At 68.2% G+C, this 15,819-nt stretch carries 17 protein-coding genes and 1 tRNA gene; 5 read left to right on the top strand and 13 right to left on the bottom strand.

Annotation, left to right across the window (positions count from 1 at the left end; genetic code table 11):
• Window positions 1-46: 46 nt before the first annotated feature.
• From SGR02S_RS12300 to ccmC, 7 genes are all read right to left on the bottom strand, one after another.
• Window positions 47-697 (bottom strand): tetratricopeptide repeat protein, encoded by a 651-nt coding sequence (locus tag SGR02S_RS12300; RefSeq protein WP_067110089.1) that lies wholly within the window; start codon window positions 695-697, stop codon window positions 47-49.
• Entirely contained in the window at window positions 694-1,122 is a 429-nt protein-coding gene (locus SGR02S_RS12295) for a cytochrome c-type biogenesis protein (protein ID WP_067110086.1), read from the bottom strand. The genes SGR02S_RS12300 and SGR02S_RS12295 overlap by 4 nt, the downstream gene beginning before the upstream one ends.
• Window positions 1,119-1,649 (bottom strand): DsbE family thiol:disulfide interchange protein, encoded by a 531-nt coding sequence (locus SGR02S_RS12290; protein WP_067110083.1) that lies wholly within the window; start codon window positions 1,647-1,649, stop codon window positions 1,119-1,121. The genes SGR02S_RS12295 and SGR02S_RS12290 overlap by 4 nt, the downstream gene beginning before the upstream one ends.
• Window positions 1,646-3,613 (bottom strand): heme lyase CcmF/NrfE family subunit, encoded by a 1,968-nt coding sequence (locus tag SGR02S_RS12285; protein ID WP_067110080.1) that lies wholly within the window; start codon window positions 3,611-3,613, stop codon window positions 1,646-1,648. The genes SGR02S_RS12290 and SGR02S_RS12285 overlap by 4 nt, the downstream gene beginning before the upstream one ends.
• A 133-nt stretch (window positions 3,614-3,746) precedes the next feature.
• Window positions 3,747-4,184 (bottom strand): cytochrome c maturation protein CcmE, encoded by a 438-nt coding sequence (gene ccmE / locus SGR02S_RS12280; protein ID WP_067110077.1) that lies wholly within the window; start codon window positions 4,182-4,184, stop codon window positions 3,747-3,749.
• A complete protein-coding gene (gene ccmD, locus SGR02S_RS19640; RefSeq protein ID WP_076075805.1) occupies window positions 4,181-4,336 on the bottom strand; it encodes a heme exporter protein CcmD in 156 nt (51 codons plus the stop codon). Before ccmD ends, ccmE begins: the two co-directional genes overlap by 4 nt.
• On the bottom strand, window positions 4,333-5,085 hold the full coding sequence (ccmC, locus tag SGR02S_RS12275) for a heme ABC transporter permease CcmC (RefSeq protein ID WP_067110074.1): 753 nt from the start codon (window positions 5,083-5,085) through the stop codon (window positions 4,333-4,335). Before ccmC ends, ccmD begins: the two co-directional genes overlap by 4 nt.
• Window positions 5,086-5,368: 283 nt before the next feature.
• Between ccmC and SGR02S_RS12270 the strand changes: the two genes are divergently transcribed.
• Window positions 5,369-7,972 (top strand): TonB-dependent receptor plug domain-containing protein, encoded by a 2,604-nt coding sequence (locus SGR02S_RS12270; protein ID WP_067110071.1) that lies wholly within the window; start codon window positions 5,369-5,371, stop codon window positions 7,970-7,972.
• 36 nt (window positions 7,973-8,008) lie between these two features.
• On the opposite strand, the gene SGR02S_RS12265 is transcribed toward SGR02S_RS12270, so the two are convergent.
• The 4 genes from SGR02S_RS12265 to SGR02S_RS12255 form a co-directional block, all read right to left on the bottom strand.
• Window positions 8,009-8,362, bottom strand: a complete 354-nt coding sequence (locus tag SGR02S_RS12265; RefSeq protein ID WP_067110067.1) for a YbaN family protein — start codon at window positions 8,360-8,362, stop codon at window positions 8,009-8,011.
• Between the two features lie 128 nt (window positions 8,363-8,490).
• Entirely contained in the window at window positions 8,491-9,540 is a 1,050-nt protein-coding gene (locus tag SGR02S_RS12260; protein ID WP_067110064.1) for a Glu/Leu/Phe/Val family dehydrogenase, read from the bottom strand.
• A gap of 94 nt (window positions 9,541-9,634) precedes the next feature.
• Complete coding sequence (locus SGR02S_RS20265; RefSeq protein WP_169799682.1) at window positions 9,635-9,793, bottom strand: hypothetical protein; 159 nt, start codon at window positions 9,791-9,793, stop codon at window positions 9,635-9,637.
• Window positions 9,794-9,898: 105 nt separating this feature from the next.
• A tRNA-His gene (locus tag SGR02S_RS12255) sits at window positions 9,899-9,975 on the bottom strand.
• 102 nt (window positions 9,976-10,077) lie between these two features.
• On the opposite strand from SGR02S_RS12255, the gene SGR02S_RS12250 reads away from it, so the two are divergent.
• The gene (locus tag SGR02S_RS12250) at window positions 10,078-10,758 is read left to right on the top strand and encodes a prolyl hydroxylase family protein (RefSeq protein ID WP_244857909.1); all 681 of its coding nucleotides are present in this window, start codon (window positions 10,078-10,080) and stop codon (window positions 10,756-10,758) included.
• Window positions 10,759-10,883: 125 nt separating this feature from the next.
• Window positions 10,884-11,504, top strand: coding sequence for a hemerythrin domain-containing protein (locus tag SGR02S_RS12245; RefSeq protein WP_082797118.1), 621 nt, complete (start codon window positions 10,884-10,886; stop codon window positions 11,502-11,504).
• A 207-nt stretch (window positions 11,505-11,711) separates the two neighbouring features.
• Here SGR02S_RS12245 and SGR02S_RS12240 read toward each other — a convergent pair whose 3' ends face one another.
• Window positions 11,712-12,464, bottom strand: a complete 753-nt coding sequence (locus SGR02S_RS12240; protein WP_234002617.1) for an SIMPL domain-containing protein — start codon at window positions 12,462-12,464, stop codon at window positions 11,712-11,714.
• Between the two features lie 134 nt (window positions 12,465-12,598).
• Between SGR02S_RS12240 and SGR02S_RS12235 the strand changes: the two genes are divergently transcribed.
• Window positions 12,599-14,380 (top strand): ABC-F family ATP-binding cassette domain-containing protein, encoded by a 1,782-nt coding sequence (locus SGR02S_RS12235; RefSeq protein ID WP_067110059.1) that lies wholly within the window; start codon window positions 12,599-12,601, stop codon window positions 14,378-14,380.
• Between the two features lie 195 nt (window positions 14,381-14,575).
• Here SGR02S_RS12235 and SGR02S_RS12230 read toward each other — a convergent pair whose 3' ends face one another.
• Window positions 14,576-15,058, bottom strand: coding sequence for a DUF6456 domain-containing protein (locus tag SGR02S_RS12230; RefSeq protein ID WP_337180189.1), 483 nt, complete (start codon window positions 15,056-15,058; stop codon window positions 14,576-14,578).
• Between the two features lie 105 nt (window positions 15,059-15,163).
• Here SGR02S_RS12230 and SGR02S_RS12225 point away from each other — a divergent pair, with 105 nt between their 5' ends.
• Window positions 15,164-15,724: a helix-turn-helix domain-containing protein gene (locus SGR02S_RS12225; RefSeq protein ID WP_067110056.1), complete on the top strand. Its 561-nt coding sequence runs from the start codon at window positions 15,164-15,166 to the stop codon at window positions 15,722-15,724.
• The last annotated feature ends 95 nt before the right edge of the window (window positions 15,725-15,819 follow it).

The following is a 15,819-nucleotide window of genomic DNA, read 5'->3' as shown; positions in this document are numbered from 1 at the left end:
TGCCGCCGCCTTTAGACGAGCCCGTTGCGGTCGAATAGCATCGAAATCACGGCCCGTTCCCGGCTTCGGACGGCAGCTGCGGACCCATCGCGCGGCGGAGTTGGTCCAGCCGCATTTCGAGGTCGGCGCGCCACGGCGCATCGGCCGGCGAGCGGGCGAGAAGCCCGCTCCACACCGCATCGGCCCCGCGCAGGTCGCCGCTCTGCGCCATCGCGAGCCCCGCGAAGAAGGGCGCCGCCGGGTGGGTCGGGTCGCGCTTCGCCGCCTCGTCGAAGGCGAGCGCGGCGGCGGGCGACATCATCCCGCCCCCATGCGCGACCAGCGCGTTGCCCAGCCCGACCCACAGGTCGACATTGTCGGGATATTTCTGCAGCCCCTTCTCGAGCGTTTGCGCCGCCAGCGCGGTCTTGCCGGTGCGCGCGAAGCCGTCCGACATCGCGAGCCACTGCGCGGCGGGGCCGAAGCGATCAGCCATCCCCTGCCGCCGGTCGGTGATCGCCTCGCCGAATCCCTCGGGCTCCTCGGGCGCCGCCACCGGCTTGCCCGGCAGCGCCGGACTGCCCTGCAACGCATAGCCCGCGAGCCCCAGCATCACCGCCGCCGCCGCGAGCGGCCGCGCCGCGGCGGGCACCCGGCCGAGCCAGGCGATTCCCCCGGCGGTCACCGCCGCGACGAGCAGGAGCCACAGCCAGATCACGCCTCGCCCCCCTCTTCATCCGTACCGCGGCGGAAACGGCCGAAGGCCAGCCAGCCGCCGAGCGCGAGGAACAGCAGCGGCCCCAGCCACAACAGCGCGGTCGCGGCGTCGAAGGGCGGGTCATAGCTGACCCAATTGCCGTAGCGCGCGATCAGCCAGGTGCGGATCGCGTCTGGGCTTTCGCCCGCGGCGATCTTGCTGCGCACTTCGTGCCGCATGTCGCCGGCCAGCGGCGCGTCGCTGTCGGCGATCGACTGGCCCTGGCAGACGAGGCAGCGCAGCGTTTCCATCAGCGCCTTCGCCTGCGCCTCCTGCGCGGGGTCGGCGAGTTGCTGATAGGCGTAGGGCGCGGGCGGCAGACGGTCCTGCGCCATGGCGGGGAACGCGAATAGCACCGCCAGCAGCCACAGCAGACGCGCGCTCATTTCATCGCCTCCAGCCTGGCGACGATCTCGGGCACATTCTCGGCGAGGATCACGCCCTGAATCTGCTCGCGGATGATGCCCTTGCCGTCGATCAGGAAGGTTTCGGGCACCCCCGACGATCCGAGCGCGATCTGGACGCTGCTCTGCATGTCGGCGCCGATGCGGTCGAACGGATTGCCGTTCTCGCGCAGGAAGGCCGCGACATCCTCCGGCCGGTCGCGGATCGCGATGCCGTCGATCGGCACCCCCGCCGCCTTCAGCGCTTCGAGCTGCGGCGCCTCGGCGCGGCAGGGGATGCACCAGCTTGCGAAGACGTTGACCAGCCGCGGCCGCCCGTCGGCGAGCTGGCTGCTCTTCAGCCCCTCGATCCCCGCGGTCGCGGGCGGCAGGTCGAACAGCGGCATCGGCTTGTCGATCCACTGCGACCGGATCAGCGTGTCGTTGGGCGTCACCAGCCGATAGACGAAGGCGCCGAACAGCAGCCCCATGATCGCCAGCGGAACGAACAGCACCCAGCGCGACCTCATGCGAACCGCTCCTGTTTCCTGCGCGCGCGCCGGGCGCGCCATAGCGCGAGCAACTGCGCGCGGCCGAGCAGCGCCAGCGTCCCGCCGACGGCGATCAGCCCTCCGCCCAGCCATATCCACCACACCAGCGGTTTCCACCACAGCCGAAGCTGGTAGCGGTCGGCGCGGCCATCGGCATCGGTCACCGGTTGCCCGAGAACCGCATAAAGCTGCCCCCCCGGCCGCGTCAGCAACGCCGCCTCGTTCGTCTCGGTCGGCGGCGTGCCCATCAGCCCGGGAAAGGTCCGCGCCGCCGGGCGCATCGTGAAGCTGTCGCCCGAAGACGTCGTGGCGACGAGCGTGCCCTCGATCGCGGTGTAATTCGGCCCGGCGACCGGCTGCACGCCGACGAATTTCACCGCGAAATCGCCGACCTTGACCGTCTCGCCCGGCGCCGCCGCGACGAGCCGTTCCTTGATGAAGGCGCTTTCTGCGGCCATTCCCGCCAGCGCGACCGCGACGCCGAAATGCGCGATCACCATTCCCCAGGTCGGCAGCGGCGTGCGGCGCAGGTTGCGGCCCCACAGCGGGGCGAGGCTCGCCACGCCGACGACCGCCGCGACCGTCATGCCGAGCAGCGGCAGCACGCCGACATGGCCGCCGAACAGGACGAGCCCGAACAGCACCGCCGCCCCGGCCAGCACCGCCGCGGGCAAGCGCGACCACAGCTTCCGGCCGTCGTCGCGGCGCCAGTTGAGCAGCGGCCCCGCCACCATGACGAGGCAGAGGATCAGCGCCAGCGGCCCGGCGACGCGATTGTAATAGGGCGGCCCGATCGAAATCTTCTCCCCCATCGCCTCTGCGACGATCGGGTAGAGCGTGCCGAGCAGCACCAGCGCGAGGATGGTGGTGAGCAGCAGATTGTTGATGACGAGCGAGCCTTCACGGCTGAGCAGCGCGAATTTCTTGCCCTCGGCGACCGCCCCGGCGCGAAAGGCGAAAAGCGTCAGCGCGCCGCCGATGTAGAGCGCCATCAGCACGAGCAGGAAGGTGCCGCGTTCGGGATCGACGGCGAAGCTGTGGACGCTGGTGAGCAGGCCGGAGCGCACGATGAAGGTGCCGACCATCGACATGGAGAAGGCGATCACCGCGAGCATCACCGTCCAGGCGCGCAGCGCGTTGCGCGTCGCGGTGACGCTGACCGAATGGAGCAGCGCCGCGCCCGCGAGCCACGGGATCAGCGACACATTCTCGACCGGGTCCCAGAACCACCAGCCGCCCCAGCCGAGTTCGTAATAGGCCCAATAGCTGCCCGCGGTGATTCCCAGCGTCAGGAAGATCCAGCTCCCCAACACCCATGGCCGCATCGCGCGCGCGAAGGCCGGCCCGATCTCGCGCGTCACCAGCGCGCCGACCGCGAAGCTGAACGCGACCGACAGGCCGACATAGCCGATGTAGAGCGTCGGCGGGTGGAAGGCGAGGCCGGGGTCCTGGAGCAGCGGATTGAGCCCCTGTCCATCGGGCGGCGCGATCGGCAGCCGCTTGAACGGGTTCGACGAAAACAGCAGGAAGGCGAAGAAGCCGAGGCTGAGCGCCGCCTGCGCCGCGAGCGTCGCGATCAGCGTATCCTCGCGCAGCCGCTTCTCGAACAGCGCGACAAGCGCGCCCGACAGGCCGAGGATCGTCAGCCACAGCAGCATCGACCCTTCGTGATTGCCCCACGCGCCCGCGACCTTGAACAGCATCGGTTTCAGGCTGTGGCTGTTGCGCGCGACCAGTTCGACCGACATGTCGGACCGCACGAACAGCGCGATCAGCACGCCGAAGGCCGCGGCGGTCAGCGCACCCTGCGCGACGCTGGCCGGGCGCACCAGCGCCGCGAGTTCGCCCTTGCCGCTGCGCAGGTAGACGATCGCCGCGACCAGCGACAGGCAGGCCAGCGCCGCCGCGATCCACAACAGGGCCAGGCCGAGTTCGGCGATCATCGCGCCGGCCCGCCTATCCAAAGCTCGTCATTGCGAGGAGTGCGGCGACGAAGCGATCTCCCGCCATCGCCATGGCAGGCCGCATGCCGGAGATTGCTTCGCTCCGCTCGCAATGACGGGATTCGAGAGGCCCTCATGCCGCCGGCGTCGCTTTCCCGGTCTTGGGCGGGTGGCTCATCTGCGGCGGGACATAGCGTTCGTCATGCTTGGCGAGGATGCGGTCGGCGACGAAGACGCCGTCGGCGCGCATCCGGCCGTCGGCGATCATCCCCGAATCCTCGGCGAACAGGTCGGGGACGATGCCCTTATATTCGACCGGCACCGACGCTTCGCCATCGGTGGCGACGAAGCGGATCGTCAGCCCGTCGGGCTGCCGCTGGAGACTGCCCGACGCGACCATGCCGCCGAGCCGCATCGCCTCGCCGGTGGCGGCGGCGCCCGCCGCAACCTCCGTCGGTGTGCGGAAATAGGCCGCCTCGTCGCGCAGCGCGCTCGCGGCGAGCACCCCGGCCCCGGCGACGCCGACCAGCGCGACCAGCGCCAGGATCAATCGTTGATGCTTCGCTTTCATGTCCGATCCCTGCGTAGCGCGTCGCTGCGGCGTTCGGCCTTGCGCATCGCGCGCCAGCTATGCCCCAGCACCGCCGCGATCAACAGCGCGGTCAGCGCATAGGCCGCGACGACATAGGCCCATTGGCCGCTTCCGCTGATGACCCCGGTCACACCCCGCTCCCTTCATCGTCGGCGAGCCGCCGCAGCCGCGCCGCGACGCGGTTGTCGGCGATGATCCGCCGCATCCGCATCAGCACGATCGCCCCGAACAGGAACGAAAATCCCAGCAAGGTCAAGCCCAGCGGCCACAGCAGCGCGCCGTCGATGCTCGATCCGCGCACCGTGATGCTCGGTCCCTGGTGCAGGCTGTTCCACCACACGACGCTGCGGTTGATGATCGGGATGTTGATCGCCCCGACCAGCGCATAGACGGCGGCGCCGCGCGACAGCGATCCGCCCTGCCGCTGCCCCCCATTCCCGCCGGTATCGCCCATCGTCAGCGCGATGAAGCCCGCATAGAGAAAGAGGAGGACGAGCATCGAGGTCATCCGCCCGTCCCATTCCCACCAGGTGCCCCACGTCGGCTTGCCCCAGATCGATCCGGTCGCGAGGCAGAGCGCAGTGAACAGCATCCCCGGCACCGCGATGGCGCGCGCGGCGATCCCCGCGAGCGGGTGGCGCCAGACGAGCTGCACGAGCCCGCTGACCGCGAGCGCGGTCCACCCCCCCATGCCGAGCCATGCGGCGGGGACATGGACATAGAGAATCCGCGCGGTCTCGCCCTGCTTCGCCTCACCGGGAACCACCGCCAGCCCGGCCCAGGCCCCGGCAAGCAACAGCACGGTGCCGAGCCCCAGCAGCCACGGCGTCAGCGGACGCGCGATCGCCAGAAAACGGGTCGGATTGGCATAGGCGTGCATGGCGCGCGAAGCCTTAGGCGAGCCGGCAACGCCGGTCCAGCCTGTAGGTGGCGGCGGCGGCCGATTTGCCCGCTATGCGCGCCCGCTTTCGCTGCCGCGCCGGAGCCGTTCCGGTCCGGCCATGAAGATCGAGGCGCGAGCCATCTGTGTCAAATTTGCAACAATTTCGACAAAAGCACGGAAAATCAGCCGGATTCTTCAAACCATGGGTGGAAACCGCCCGCCTCCCTCCCAATCTGGCAGCGGATCGGGCCCGACGGACCCGCAACGACAGGGGAAAACCATGCGTACCACTCAGCTCTCCACCTTCGCTCTCGCCGCCGCGCTCGTCGCGGGCGGCTGGACCACGCCCGGCTTCGCGCAAGAGGGGGCCGACGAAGCCGCCGACAGCGCGACGATCATCGTCACCGGCACGCGCCGCACCGACCGCACCATCGCCGACAGCACGGTGCCGATCGACGTCATTTCGAGCGATTCGCTCCAGAACAGCGGTTCGACCGAAACCAACCGGCTGCTGGGCCAGCTCGTCCCCTCGTTCAACTTCCCGCAGCCGTCGCTGACCGACGGCACCGATTCGCTACGCCCGGCGACGCTGCGCGGCCTCGCGCCCGACCAGGTGCTCGTGCTGGTCAACGGCAAGCGCCGCCACCTGTCGTCGCTGCTCAACCTCAACGGTTCGGTCGGCCGCGGTTCGGCGGGTGTCGACATGAACACGATTCCGCCGCTCGCGATCGAGCGGATCGAGGTGCTGCGCGACGGCGCCGCCTCGCAATATGGCTCCGACGCGATCGCGGGCGTCATCAACGTCCAGCTCAAGAAGAGCGTCGGCGGCCGCGCGCAGATCAGCTACGGCAAATATATCACGACGATGGAGGATGTGGAGCAGGTCGCGAACGTGCTGCCGACCACCGGCGCGTCGGACAATCCGGCGATCAGCTTCACCGGCAAGGACCGCAAGCGCCGCGACGGCGAAACCTATACCATGGCGACCAACATCGGCCTGCCGGTCGGCGACAGCGGCTATCTGAACTTCACCGCCGAATATAAGGACCGCTCGCCGACGAACCGCTCGGGCGCCGACCTGCGCCGCAACTATGCGGCGGCCGGCGATCCGCGCGAAGTGACGATCGACCGTTACTGGCACCGTTTCGGCGACGGCGAATCGAAGGACATGAACTTCTTCTACAACGCCGGCATGGACGTGGGCGCCGATTGGGAGCTCTACAGCTTCGGCAGCTATGGCGTGCGCGACGGCAATGGCGCGGGCTTCTATCGCCGCGCGCTCGACCCGCGCAACGCCGACTGGGACAATGGCGGCGCGCCGATCTACGCCGACGGCTATCTGCCCTATATCACCAGCGAAATCCGCGACATCGCCTTCACCGGCGGGCTGCGCGGCATGGCGGGCGGCTGGAACCTCGACCTGTCGTTCGGCTATGGCTCGAACCGCCTCGACTATGGCGTGGAGAACACCGTCAACGTCTCGCTCGGCGGCAATCACAGCCCGCGCAAGTTCGACGCGGGCGGCATGCGCTACGGCCAGATGGCGGTGAACTTCGACGCCCAGCGCGACCTCGACCTCGGCTTCGGCGATACGTCGCTGGCGCTCGGCGCCGAGTGGCGGAACGAGAATTACAAGATCGTCGCGGGCGAACCGGCCAGCTATGCGGTCGGCCCCTATTTCTACACCAACGGCGCCGGTGTCGGGTCGCAGGTGTTCGGCGGCTTCATGCCCAGCTCGGCGGTCGACAAGTCGCGCGACAGCTTCGCGGGATATGTCGAGCTCGACGCCGACCTCAGCGACATGTTCAACGTGCAGGCTGCTGGCCGCTATGAGCATTTCTCCGATTTCGGCGATACGGTGAACGGCAAGCTGGCGGCGCGCTTCGAGCCCGTCGACGGCCTCGCCCTGCGCGGATCGGTCTCGACCGGCTTCCGTGCCCCGGGCATGGCGCAGCAGTATTTCTCGACCACCTCGACGATCAGCCAGGGCGGAACGCTGGTCGAAGTCGGCACCTTCCCCGTCTCGTCGCCGATCGCGATCGCGCTCGGCGCGCAGCCGCTCAAGCCCGAAAAGTCGGTCAACTTCGGCGGCGGCCTGGTGTTCGACATGGTGCCGGGGCTGAACGTGACGGTCGATTACTACCGGATCAAGATCAAGGACCGCATCACGCTGACCGAGACGCTGTCGGGAGCGGACGTCCTGGCGCTTCTGCAGGCCGCCAATGTTCCGGGAACGTCGGCGCGCTTCTTCGTCAACGGCGTCGACACGCGCACGCAGGGTCTCGACATCGTCGGCAGCTATCGCGTTCCCGATTTCGGTCTCGGCACGCTGCGCCTGAACGTCGGCTATAATCTGAACGACACCAAGATCACCGATCGCCGCGTCTTCAGCGCCTTCACCGCGCAGCGCCTGTTCGCGCGGCAGGAATCGCTGCGTCTGACCGACGGTCAGCCGAGCAACAAGTTCAACGCCGGACTGACGTGGGACATCGGCAAGTTCGGCATGACGCTGAACGCCAATCGCTACGGCAAGGTGTTCCTGCCCGACAGCGTGACGGCCGTGGCGGCCGACGGCAACCCCGTCACGCTCAACAATCCCGCGATCCGCGACGACATCCGCATCGCGGCGGGCGACGCGCCGGGCGACATCACGCTGTCGCCGAAGTGGGTGGTCGATCTGGAAGTCCGCTTCCGCCCGGTCCAGCCGGTGCAGATCGCGGTCGGCGCGAACAACCTGCTCGACGAATATCCCGACCGCCTGCCCTTCGGGCTGGTGAACGGGGTCGATTATGGCGCGAACAACAGCTTCCTGCCCTATTCGTCCTTCTCGCCGTTCGGGTTCAGCGGGCGCTTCGTCTATGGGCGCGTGTCGGTCGATTTCTGACCGCGCGGCCGGATGGAAAATCGGCGAGGCCGGGAGCTATGCTTCCGGCCTCGTCCATATCCAGCTTCCGGTGACGGCGGCGGCGATCACCGGTGCCATCACCCACGGCCATGGCGAAAAGATCGCCGCCAGCACGATGCTGAACGCGAAGGCCGCGGTCGCGGCGAGCTTGCCCCGGCGGCTGATCGCGCCCTTTTCGCGCCACGCGACGATGTGATGGCCGAAGCGCGGATGCGTGATCAGCCAGCTTTCGAGCCGCGGCGACGAGCGCGCGAAGCAGAAGGCGGCCAGAATGACGAAGGGCACCGTCGGCAGCAGCGGCAGGAAGGCGCCCAGCGCCCCGAGGCCCAACGAAGCCCAGCCGCTGACAAGAAAGAAATGCCGCTTCATCGCGCGCTGGCTTAGCGGAAATCATAGGCCGCGCCAGCCGGCAATCGTCGCCCAGCGAAAGCCGGGGCCGCTATCGGCATGGCGTAACGGTTGCAAGCGGCCCCGGCTTTCGCTGGGGCGGCGTTGGTCTATCCGCGTCCGATCAGCGCCTGCGCCATGCGGTCGGCGACGTCCGACGCAGGGGTGCCGCTAGCCCGGCTCTCGGCCCAGATATCCGCGAGCCGTCCCGGAATCTGCCCGATGCGGCGCTCGACTTCTTCATGGCTGCCCTGCCCCAGATATTCGAGCGCGACGTTGATGATGCCGCCGGCGTTGATCACATAGTCGGGCGCATAGACGATGCCGCGATCGTGCAGGCGCTGGCCGTCGGCCTCGGTCGCGAGCTGGTTGTTCGCGGCGCCCGCGACGATCGACACCTTCAGTTTCCCGATGCTCTCCTCGGTCAGGATCGCGCCGAGCGCATTGGGGCTCAGCACGTCGGCCTCGACCTCCATGATCGCCGCCGAATCGGCGAGGTCGGCGCCCAGTTCCTCGGCAAGCGCCTTCGCGCGGGCGAGGTCGACGTCGGCCAGCGTCAGCACCGCGCCCTCGGCCGCCAGCCGCCGCGCGACCCCGGCGCCGACGCTGCCGACGCCCTGCACCGCGACGCGGACGCCGCTGGCGCTGTCGACGCCCAGCTTTTCGCGAATCGCCGCCTTGATGCCCAGATAGACGCCGAGCGCGGTCAGCGGACTCGGGTTGCCGCCCACCTTGTCGCCAGCCGCCGGAAGGCCGCTGACATGGCGTGTCGCGCGCGCGATCTCGACCATGTCGGCGACCGACATGCCGACATCCTCGGCCGTGACATAGGCGCCGCCGAGCGATTCGACCGCACGGCCGAAGGCCGCGAGCAGTTCGGGGCTCTTCGCCTGCCCTTCCTCGGCCAGGATCACGCCCTTGCCGCCGCCCAGCGGCAGGCCCGCCATCGCATTCTTGTAGCTCATGCCGCGCGACAGCCGCAGCGCATCGACGATGGCATCCGCCTTGTCGGGATAGCGCCAGTATCGCACCCCGCCCGCACCGGGGCCGAGATGCGTCGAATGCACCGCGACGACCGCCGTCAGGCCGCTCGCCCGATCGCGGAACATGTGGACATGTTCATGATCGTCGAAATCGGCAAAATCCCAGACGGCGGACATGGCAGAACCTCATATTCAAAAATTACGCATACGCGTAATAAAGAAACAGAGGTATAAAGTCACGCCGTTTTGCGTCCGAGGGCGCGCGGTCGGCTCACACATCGGCCATCGCGCGCCGGGCAGCCATGCGCCGGGCATGATCGCCGAACTTTTCGCTGCCATAGGCCAGAGCCGAGATGCCGTTGACCTTCCACGGCTTGCAAAGCTTGCAACCGGCCCGCTGGTTTCGGGATCTGCCGCGTTTGTGGTGCATGCGAAGTCTCCCCGGCGGCCGCCGGAACACTCGTCAGCAGCCGTGAAAGCGGGTTCATTTGAACCTTAGGCCTCCGGTGCTTTTCGAGCTAAGTCCTTGAAAAGCTGGGGCGACCGATGGGACTTGAACCCACGACCCCCGGTACCACAAACCGGTGCTCTAACCAACTGAGCTACGATCGCCACATGCCGGGCGTAACGCCATCGACAGCGCGCGGCGATAGGCGGGGGACCGCTGTTCGTCAAGCATTGTTCGCGGGCGCCGCGGCCGGTAAAAGCCGCGGCATGGCTGGAAACGAGCATGTCGACATGGCGACCTCCGGCGCCGACCGCACCGCCGAGCGGCTGGCCGTGGTGCCCGGCATCCGGCGCGCGCCGAGCCCGAAGCTCGCGCAGTTCATGCTGCCGCATTTCCTGGATGCCGAAACCTGCGCCGCGCTGGTCGAGCGGATCGATGCGGGGGCGCATCCCTCGACCATCGCCGACCCCAATGGCGACACGGCTTTTCGCACCAGTTCGACCTGCGACCTCAATCATCGCGATCCGCTGGTCGCCGCGGTCAACCGGCGACTTCACGATCTCACCGGCATCGCGCCCGAATATGGCGAGCCGCTGCAGGGCCAGCGCTACGACGTCGGCGAGGAGTTCAAGGCGCACACCGACTATTTCGATCCGCACGGCGCCGATTGGGAAACCTTCTGCGCGGTGCCCGGCCAGCGAAGCTGGACGCTGATGATCTACCTCAACGAACCCGCGGCGGGCGGCGCGACGCGCTTCCTCGCCACCGGCAAGCTGCACCAGCCCGAAACCGGCAAGCTGCTCGCGTGGAACAATGTCCGCGCCGACGGCACCCCGAACCCCGACACGCTCCACCACGGGATGAAGGTGCGCAAGGGGCGCAAATATATCATCACCAAATGGTTCCGCGAACGGCCGTGGCCGTGGGCGGACGGGGAACTGGGCTGACCGCCGAACAGCAGGGCCCGCCCGATCCGGAACCGCTTGCCCGAACCGGCGTTGAAAGAGCGTTCGGCAATCGCCGAAAGCCTTTCGCCCGCGCAGCGTCGCGGGTGCCATGATGGGAGGGTGGAATGACCGCACGAGCAGCCGTCCGCAGCACGGCGAAACGCAAACCGGAACAGCAGGCCAAGAGCGAGGCGATCGCGAAAGCCCGGGCGGTCGCGCCCGACGTGGCGGCGCGCATCGGCAGCACGCCGCGGACGAAATTCCGCGGCGACGCCGACATATTCGGCCGCCTGGTCGAGGATCACGACCGCCACCGCGCGCTGCTGGCGATGATCGAGGAGACCGAGGGCAAGTCGCCCGACCGCCAGCGGCTGTTCCGCGAACTGATCAAGGAGCTCAAGGCGCATGCGGCGGCCGAGGAACAGGCGCTGTGGTCGAGCGTGCTGCGCGATCCCGAGACCACCGACTTCGCGCGCCACGCGATCGCCGAGCACAAGGAGATCGACGACATGCTCGCAGACCTCGCCGCCCGCGACATGGCGTCGTCCGGCTGGCTGCGGCGGTTTGCGGGATTGAAGGACGAATATCTCCACCATATCCGCGAAGAGGAGCAGGAGCAGTTCGTCGCCGCCGAGGCGCATCTGAGCGCCACCGACGTCCGCTACATGCGCCGCGTCTTCAACCGCCGGAAGCGCGAGGAAAAGGCCGCCGCCAGGATCGAGCGGAAGATCAAGCTCAAGGACTGACGCATCGCGGCGGCGTTGCGCAGGATTTTCCGGCTACGCCCCTCCCCTCGTATATCCGCCAGCAAGTGCGGTCCTGCTCCCCGGCGTAAGCCGGGGTCCACGCGGAGGTAGCGCTACCCTTTCTGGACCCCGGCTTTCGCCGGGGAACGAGGCCCTGCAGGAAAAGGGACACCCCTCCCCCGGAGGGGAGGGATCGCTTCGAGCGCTTTACCGCACCAGCCGATACTGGAAGCTCAGCGTCAGCGTGTTGCCGACCTGCCCCGGCTCGACCGGCGCCTTGGCCATCTCCGCCTGCGCGACCATGCCGCGCGCATAGGGCATCGGCGGCTGCGGGCCCGAAAAGCCGCCTTCGCCGATCGACACCAGTTCGGCGCCGCGATAACCCGCGAGCCGCGCATAGTCGGCCGCCTTCGCCTCGGCCGCCTTGATCGCCGCGCCGCGCGCGCCGACCAGCATCGCGTCGGGGTCCTTCATCGCGAACCACGGCCCGTCGATATTGGTGCCGCCCGCCGCGACGAGCGTGTCGAGCAGTTCGCCGATCCGGTCGATCCGCTCCGTCGTCGCGCGCACGCTGTTCGTGACCTGATAGCCCAGGAAACGCGGCGGCTGGCCGTCGGTGCGATTGCTGTAATCATATTGCGGCGACAGGTTGATGCCGCTCGTCTGAATGTCCTCGGCCTTGATCCCGGCCTTCTTCGCCGCCGCGATCAGCTTGTCCATCGCCGCCGCATTCGTGCGCATCGCCTCGACCGCGGTCGGCGCGGTCGTCTGGACGCCGGCGCCGATCGTCGCCTGGTCGGGACGCGCCCGCACCTCTTCGTTGACGCTGAAGGAAAGAATCGGGCCCTGCGCCGTCGCTGTCGTCACCGTCGAACCTCCTGCCCCTTGCTGCGCGATCGCGGGCGCCGCGGCCGCCAGCATCCATCCGGCAGCCATAGCGGTGAGCATCTGCTTCGTCATGTCATTCTCCTGTTCACCGGAGGTCCGGTTCCTGATGATCGTCCCCCCGTAACGCCGACGGAGCGAACCCGTTCCGGCCTTTGACCGCGCGGCGCTTGCATGAGGCTGAACGGACCGGTAGCGAGCCGTTCATCATGGCGGCACCGATCTTATCTTATGAAGGCCTGGGCCTGGTGCAGGGCACCGGCTGGCTGTTCCAGGATCTCGACATCTATATCGGCGCGCGCGACCGGCTGGCGCTGATCGGCCGCAACGGCGCCGGCAAGACGACGCTGCTCAAGCTGCTCGCCGGCCACATCGAACCCGACAAGGGCAAGCGCACCATCGTCCCCGGCACCCACGTCGTGCTGCTGGAGCAGGAACCCGACTTCACCGGCCATGCGACGCTGATGGACTATGCGACCAGCGGCGACCACGCGCCCGAGGCGCATGAAGTCGCCGCGATCGCCGACCAGCTCGGCATCGACATGGACCGCGCCGCCGCCAGCGCTTCGGGCGGCGAGCGCCGCCGCGCCGCCATCGCCCGCGCGCTCGCGCAGAACCCGGACGTGCTGCTGCTCGACGAGCCGACGAACCATCTCGACCTTGCGGCGATCGACTGGCTCGAATCCTGGCTGTCGCGCTTCACCGGCGCCTTCGTCGCGATCAGCCACGACCGCACCTTCCTGACCCGTCTGACGCGCCAGACGCTGTGGCTCGACCGCGGCAGCATCCGCCGCAAGGAAATCGGCTTCGGCGGTTTCGACGAATGGACCGAGGCGGTGTTTGCCGAGGAAGCCCGCGCCGCGCAAAAGCTGGATTCCAAGCTTCGGCTGGAGGCGCACTGGCTGGAGCGCGGAGTCACCGCGCGGCGCAAGCGCAACCAGGGCCGACTGGAAAAGCTCAAGGAAATGCGCGCGACGCGCGCCGCGATGATCGGCGGCCCCGGCGTCGCCAAGCTGGGCCTCGCCAACGACGACGTGCGGTCCAAGTCGGTGATCGTCGCGGAGAATATCTCCAAGACGTTCGGCGGCCGCACGATCATCAGGGATTTCACCTTTCGCGTCCAGCGCGGCGACCGCATCGGCATCGTCGGCGCGAACGGCGCGGGCAAGTCGACCCTGCTCAAGCTGCTGACCGGCGAGATCCGGCCCGACGAGGGCATGGTAACGCTTGCGCCGACGCTGGACGGCATCGTCATCGACCAGCAGCGCAGCCTGCTGTCGCCCGAAAAGAGCGTGCGCGACATCCTCGCCGACGGCGGCGACTGGGTCGACGTGCGCGGGGTGCGCAAGCATGTGCAGGGCTATCTGAAGGATTTCCTTTTCGACCCCTCGGTCGCCGAGGCGAGCGTCGGCGCGCTGTCGGGCGGCGAGCGATCACGCCTGCTGCTCGCGCGCGAATTCGCTCGCGAATCGAACCTGCTCGTCCTCGACGAGCCGACCAACGACCTCGACCTCGAAACGCTCGACCTGTTGCAGGAGGTGATCGCCGATTATCAGGGAACGGTGCTGCTCGTCAGCCACGACCGCGATTTCCTCGACCGCACGGTGACGGTGACGCTGGGCCTCGACGGGTCGGGCAAGGTCGACATCGTCGCGGGCGGCTATGCCGACTGGGAGGCGAAGCGCAGCAAGCCGGCGACCGCGAAGGCCAGGACGGCCACGAACGGAACCGCCCCGCCGCCTCAGCCGCAAGCACGCAAGAAACTGAGCTACAAGGACCAGCGCGACTACGACCTCCTGCCGGCCCGCATCGAGGAGATCGAAGCGGAAATGGCAAGCATCGAGACCGAACTGTCCGACGGCAGCCTGTTCACGCGCGACAACGCGCGCTTCACCGCGCTGACGACGAAACTCGACATGTTGCGCGACGAAAAGGCGGCGGCGGAGGATCGCTGGCTGACGCTCGCCGAGGAAGTCGAGGCACTGGGATAACGTCGACTTGGGGGTGGCAAGCGGCCACCCCCTTCTTTCGTTATGAAATGCAGAATGTCGTGTTCCGGTCGTTTCCAGCTTTCGTCATCCCGGACTTGATCCGGGATCCATTCCCGCAGCGCCGAAAGAATGGATCCCGGATCAAGTCCGGGATGACGATCAGAGAGGTTCGCTTGCAGCCGCCCCCATCCGGAATCACCCTATCCCGTAAAACCGCGCCAGCCGGTCGAGCGCCAGCCCCAGCACCAGCTTGCCCGACCGCGCCGGCCAGCCGAGCGCCTTTTCCGCGCCGCCGATCCCCTCGCCCGCGCAGATCACGCGCCAGCAGATGTCGGCGAGCCCCGGCCCGACATGGTCGATAGCCGCGTGAAAGCGCCGGTGCGCATCGATCCGGGCGAGCGAGGCGTCCGATGCCCGCGCGCCGCCGCGGCTCTTCGCAGGCGGCGCCGTATCCCAGCGCATCGTCACCCGCGCCGCCAGCCCCGCGCGCTCATAATCGGCGCGCAGCCGTTCGCCCGCGGCAAGCTGCGGCGCGGTCAGCAACCCGCGCGCGGCGAGCCAGGCGATCGGGCTTTCGGCGACATTGACCGTGACATGCCGCATCACCTGCGGCCCCGTCTTGCCAGGATCGATCCGGTCGTCGGGATGGAGGCGGGTTTCGAGGCGGCGTGCGGTCATCGGCTTCTCCTTTGGGGTGTCCGGAAAGATTCGCGTTCAAACCGCGCTTGACATCTGGATATTTTGTAGGAAAGAAAAAACCGATTTGGTTATCGGAGCCGCACCATGATCAACAGCATCCGCACCGTCCGCCGCGCAAAGGGCCTGACGCTGGAAGAGGTCGCGCAGCGATGCGATCCGCCGACGACCGCGCAGACGATCGGCCGGCTCGAAACCGGCACGCGCACGCTTTCACTCGGCTGGATGAACCGGATCGCGAAAGCGCTGGGTGTCGAGGCGGCCGAACTTGTCCGGCTTCCGCAGGACGCGCAGCTTACGATCACCGCGCTGCTCGGCGCCGACGGCGCGCAGGCGCCGACGCGGGTCGAGCAGGCGCTGACCGCGCGGCCGGGCGAGGACATGGTCGCGGTGCGCGTCACCTCGTCGATCGGCGACTATCGCGCGGGCGACGAAATCTGGTGCCGGCGGATCGAGGGCGACTGGACTGCTGCGCTCAACCGCGACCTGCTCGTGCCGCGCCCCGCCGGGCGCTACATCTTCGCCCGCCTGCTCAACGTCGACGGCGAAAAGCTTCATCTGCTGCCGCTCGGGGTCGGGCAGCGGCAGCAGGTGGTGAGCAATCCGCCCTGGGCCGCGGTCGCGGTGCGACTGATCCGTACGCTGTGAGGTTCGCTCCCATGTTCCAGACGCTCGTCCTTGCGATCCCAGATCCGATCGGCAATTATTCCTTTTCCACAGGTAACCGGTCCCCGGCGAAAGCC

Source organism: Sphingopyxis granuli NBRC 100800, from assembly GCF_001591045.1.
GTDB lineage: Bacteria > Pseudomonadota > Alphaproteobacteria > Sphingomonadales > Sphingomonadaceae > Sphingopyxis > Sphingopyxis granuli.
This window is presented reverse-complemented; position numbering and strand designations above follow the sequence as displayed.

Coding starts and splice junctions, on each gene's coding strand:
- SGR02S_RS12295 (WP_067110086.1), bottom strand. CDS start 1,122: ATGAGCGCGCGTCTGCTGTGGCTGCTGGCGGTGCTATTCGCGTTCCCC.
- SGR02S_RS12290 (WP_067110083.1), bottom strand. CDS start 1,649: ATGAGGTCGCGCTGGGTGCTGTTCGTTCCGCTGGCGATCATGGGGCTG.
- SGR02S_RS12285 (WP_067110080.1), bottom strand. CDS start 3,613: ATGATCGCCGAACTCGGCCTGGCCCTGTTGTGGATCGCGGCGGCGCTG.
- ccmE (WP_067110077.1), bottom strand. CDS start 4,184: ATGAAAGCGAAGCATCAACGATTGATCCTGGCGCTGGTCGCGCTGGTC.
- ccmC (WP_067110074.1), bottom strand. CDS start 5,085: ATGCACGCCTATGCCAATCCGACCCGTTTTCTGGCGATCGCGCGTCCG.
- SGR02S_RS12270 (WP_067110071.1), top strand. CDS start 5,369: ATGCGTACCACTCAGCTCTCCACCTTCGCTCTCGCCGCCGCGCTCGTC.
- SGR02S_RS12265 (WP_067110067.1), bottom strand. CDS start 8,362: ATGAAGCGGCATTTCTTTCTTGTCAGCGGCTGGGCTTCGTTGGGCCTC.
- SGR02S_RS12260 (WP_067110064.1), bottom strand. CDS start 9,540: ATGTCCGCCGTCTGGGATTTTGCCGATTTCGACGATCATGAACATGTC.
- SGR02S_RS20265 (WP_169799682.1), bottom strand. CDS start 9,793: ATGCACCACAAACGCGGCAGATCCCGAAACCAGCGGGCCGGTTGCAAG.
- SGR02S_RS12250 (WP_244857909.1), top strand. CDS start 10,078: ATGGCTGGAAACGAGCATGTCGACATGGCGACCTCCGGCGCCGACCGC.
- SGR02S_RS12245 (WP_082797118.1), top strand. CDS start 10,884: ATGACCGCACGAGCAGCCGTCCGCAGCACGGCGAAACGCAAACCGGAA.
- SGR02S_RS12240 (WP_234002617.1), bottom strand. CDS start 12,464: ATGACGAAGCAGATGCTCACCGCTATGGCTGCCGGATGGATGCTGGCG.
- SGR02S_RS12235 (WP_067110059.1), top strand. CDS start 12,599: ATGGCGGCACCGATCTTATCTTATGAAGGCCTGGGCCTGGTGCAGGGC.
- SGR02S_RS12230 (WP_337180189.1), bottom strand. CDS start 15,058: ATGACCGCACGCCGCCTCGAAACCCGCCTCCATCCCGACGACCGGATC.
- SGR02S_RS12225 (WP_067110056.1), top strand. CDS start 15,164: ATGATCAACAGCATCCGCACCGTCCGCCGCGCAAAGGGCCTGACGCTG.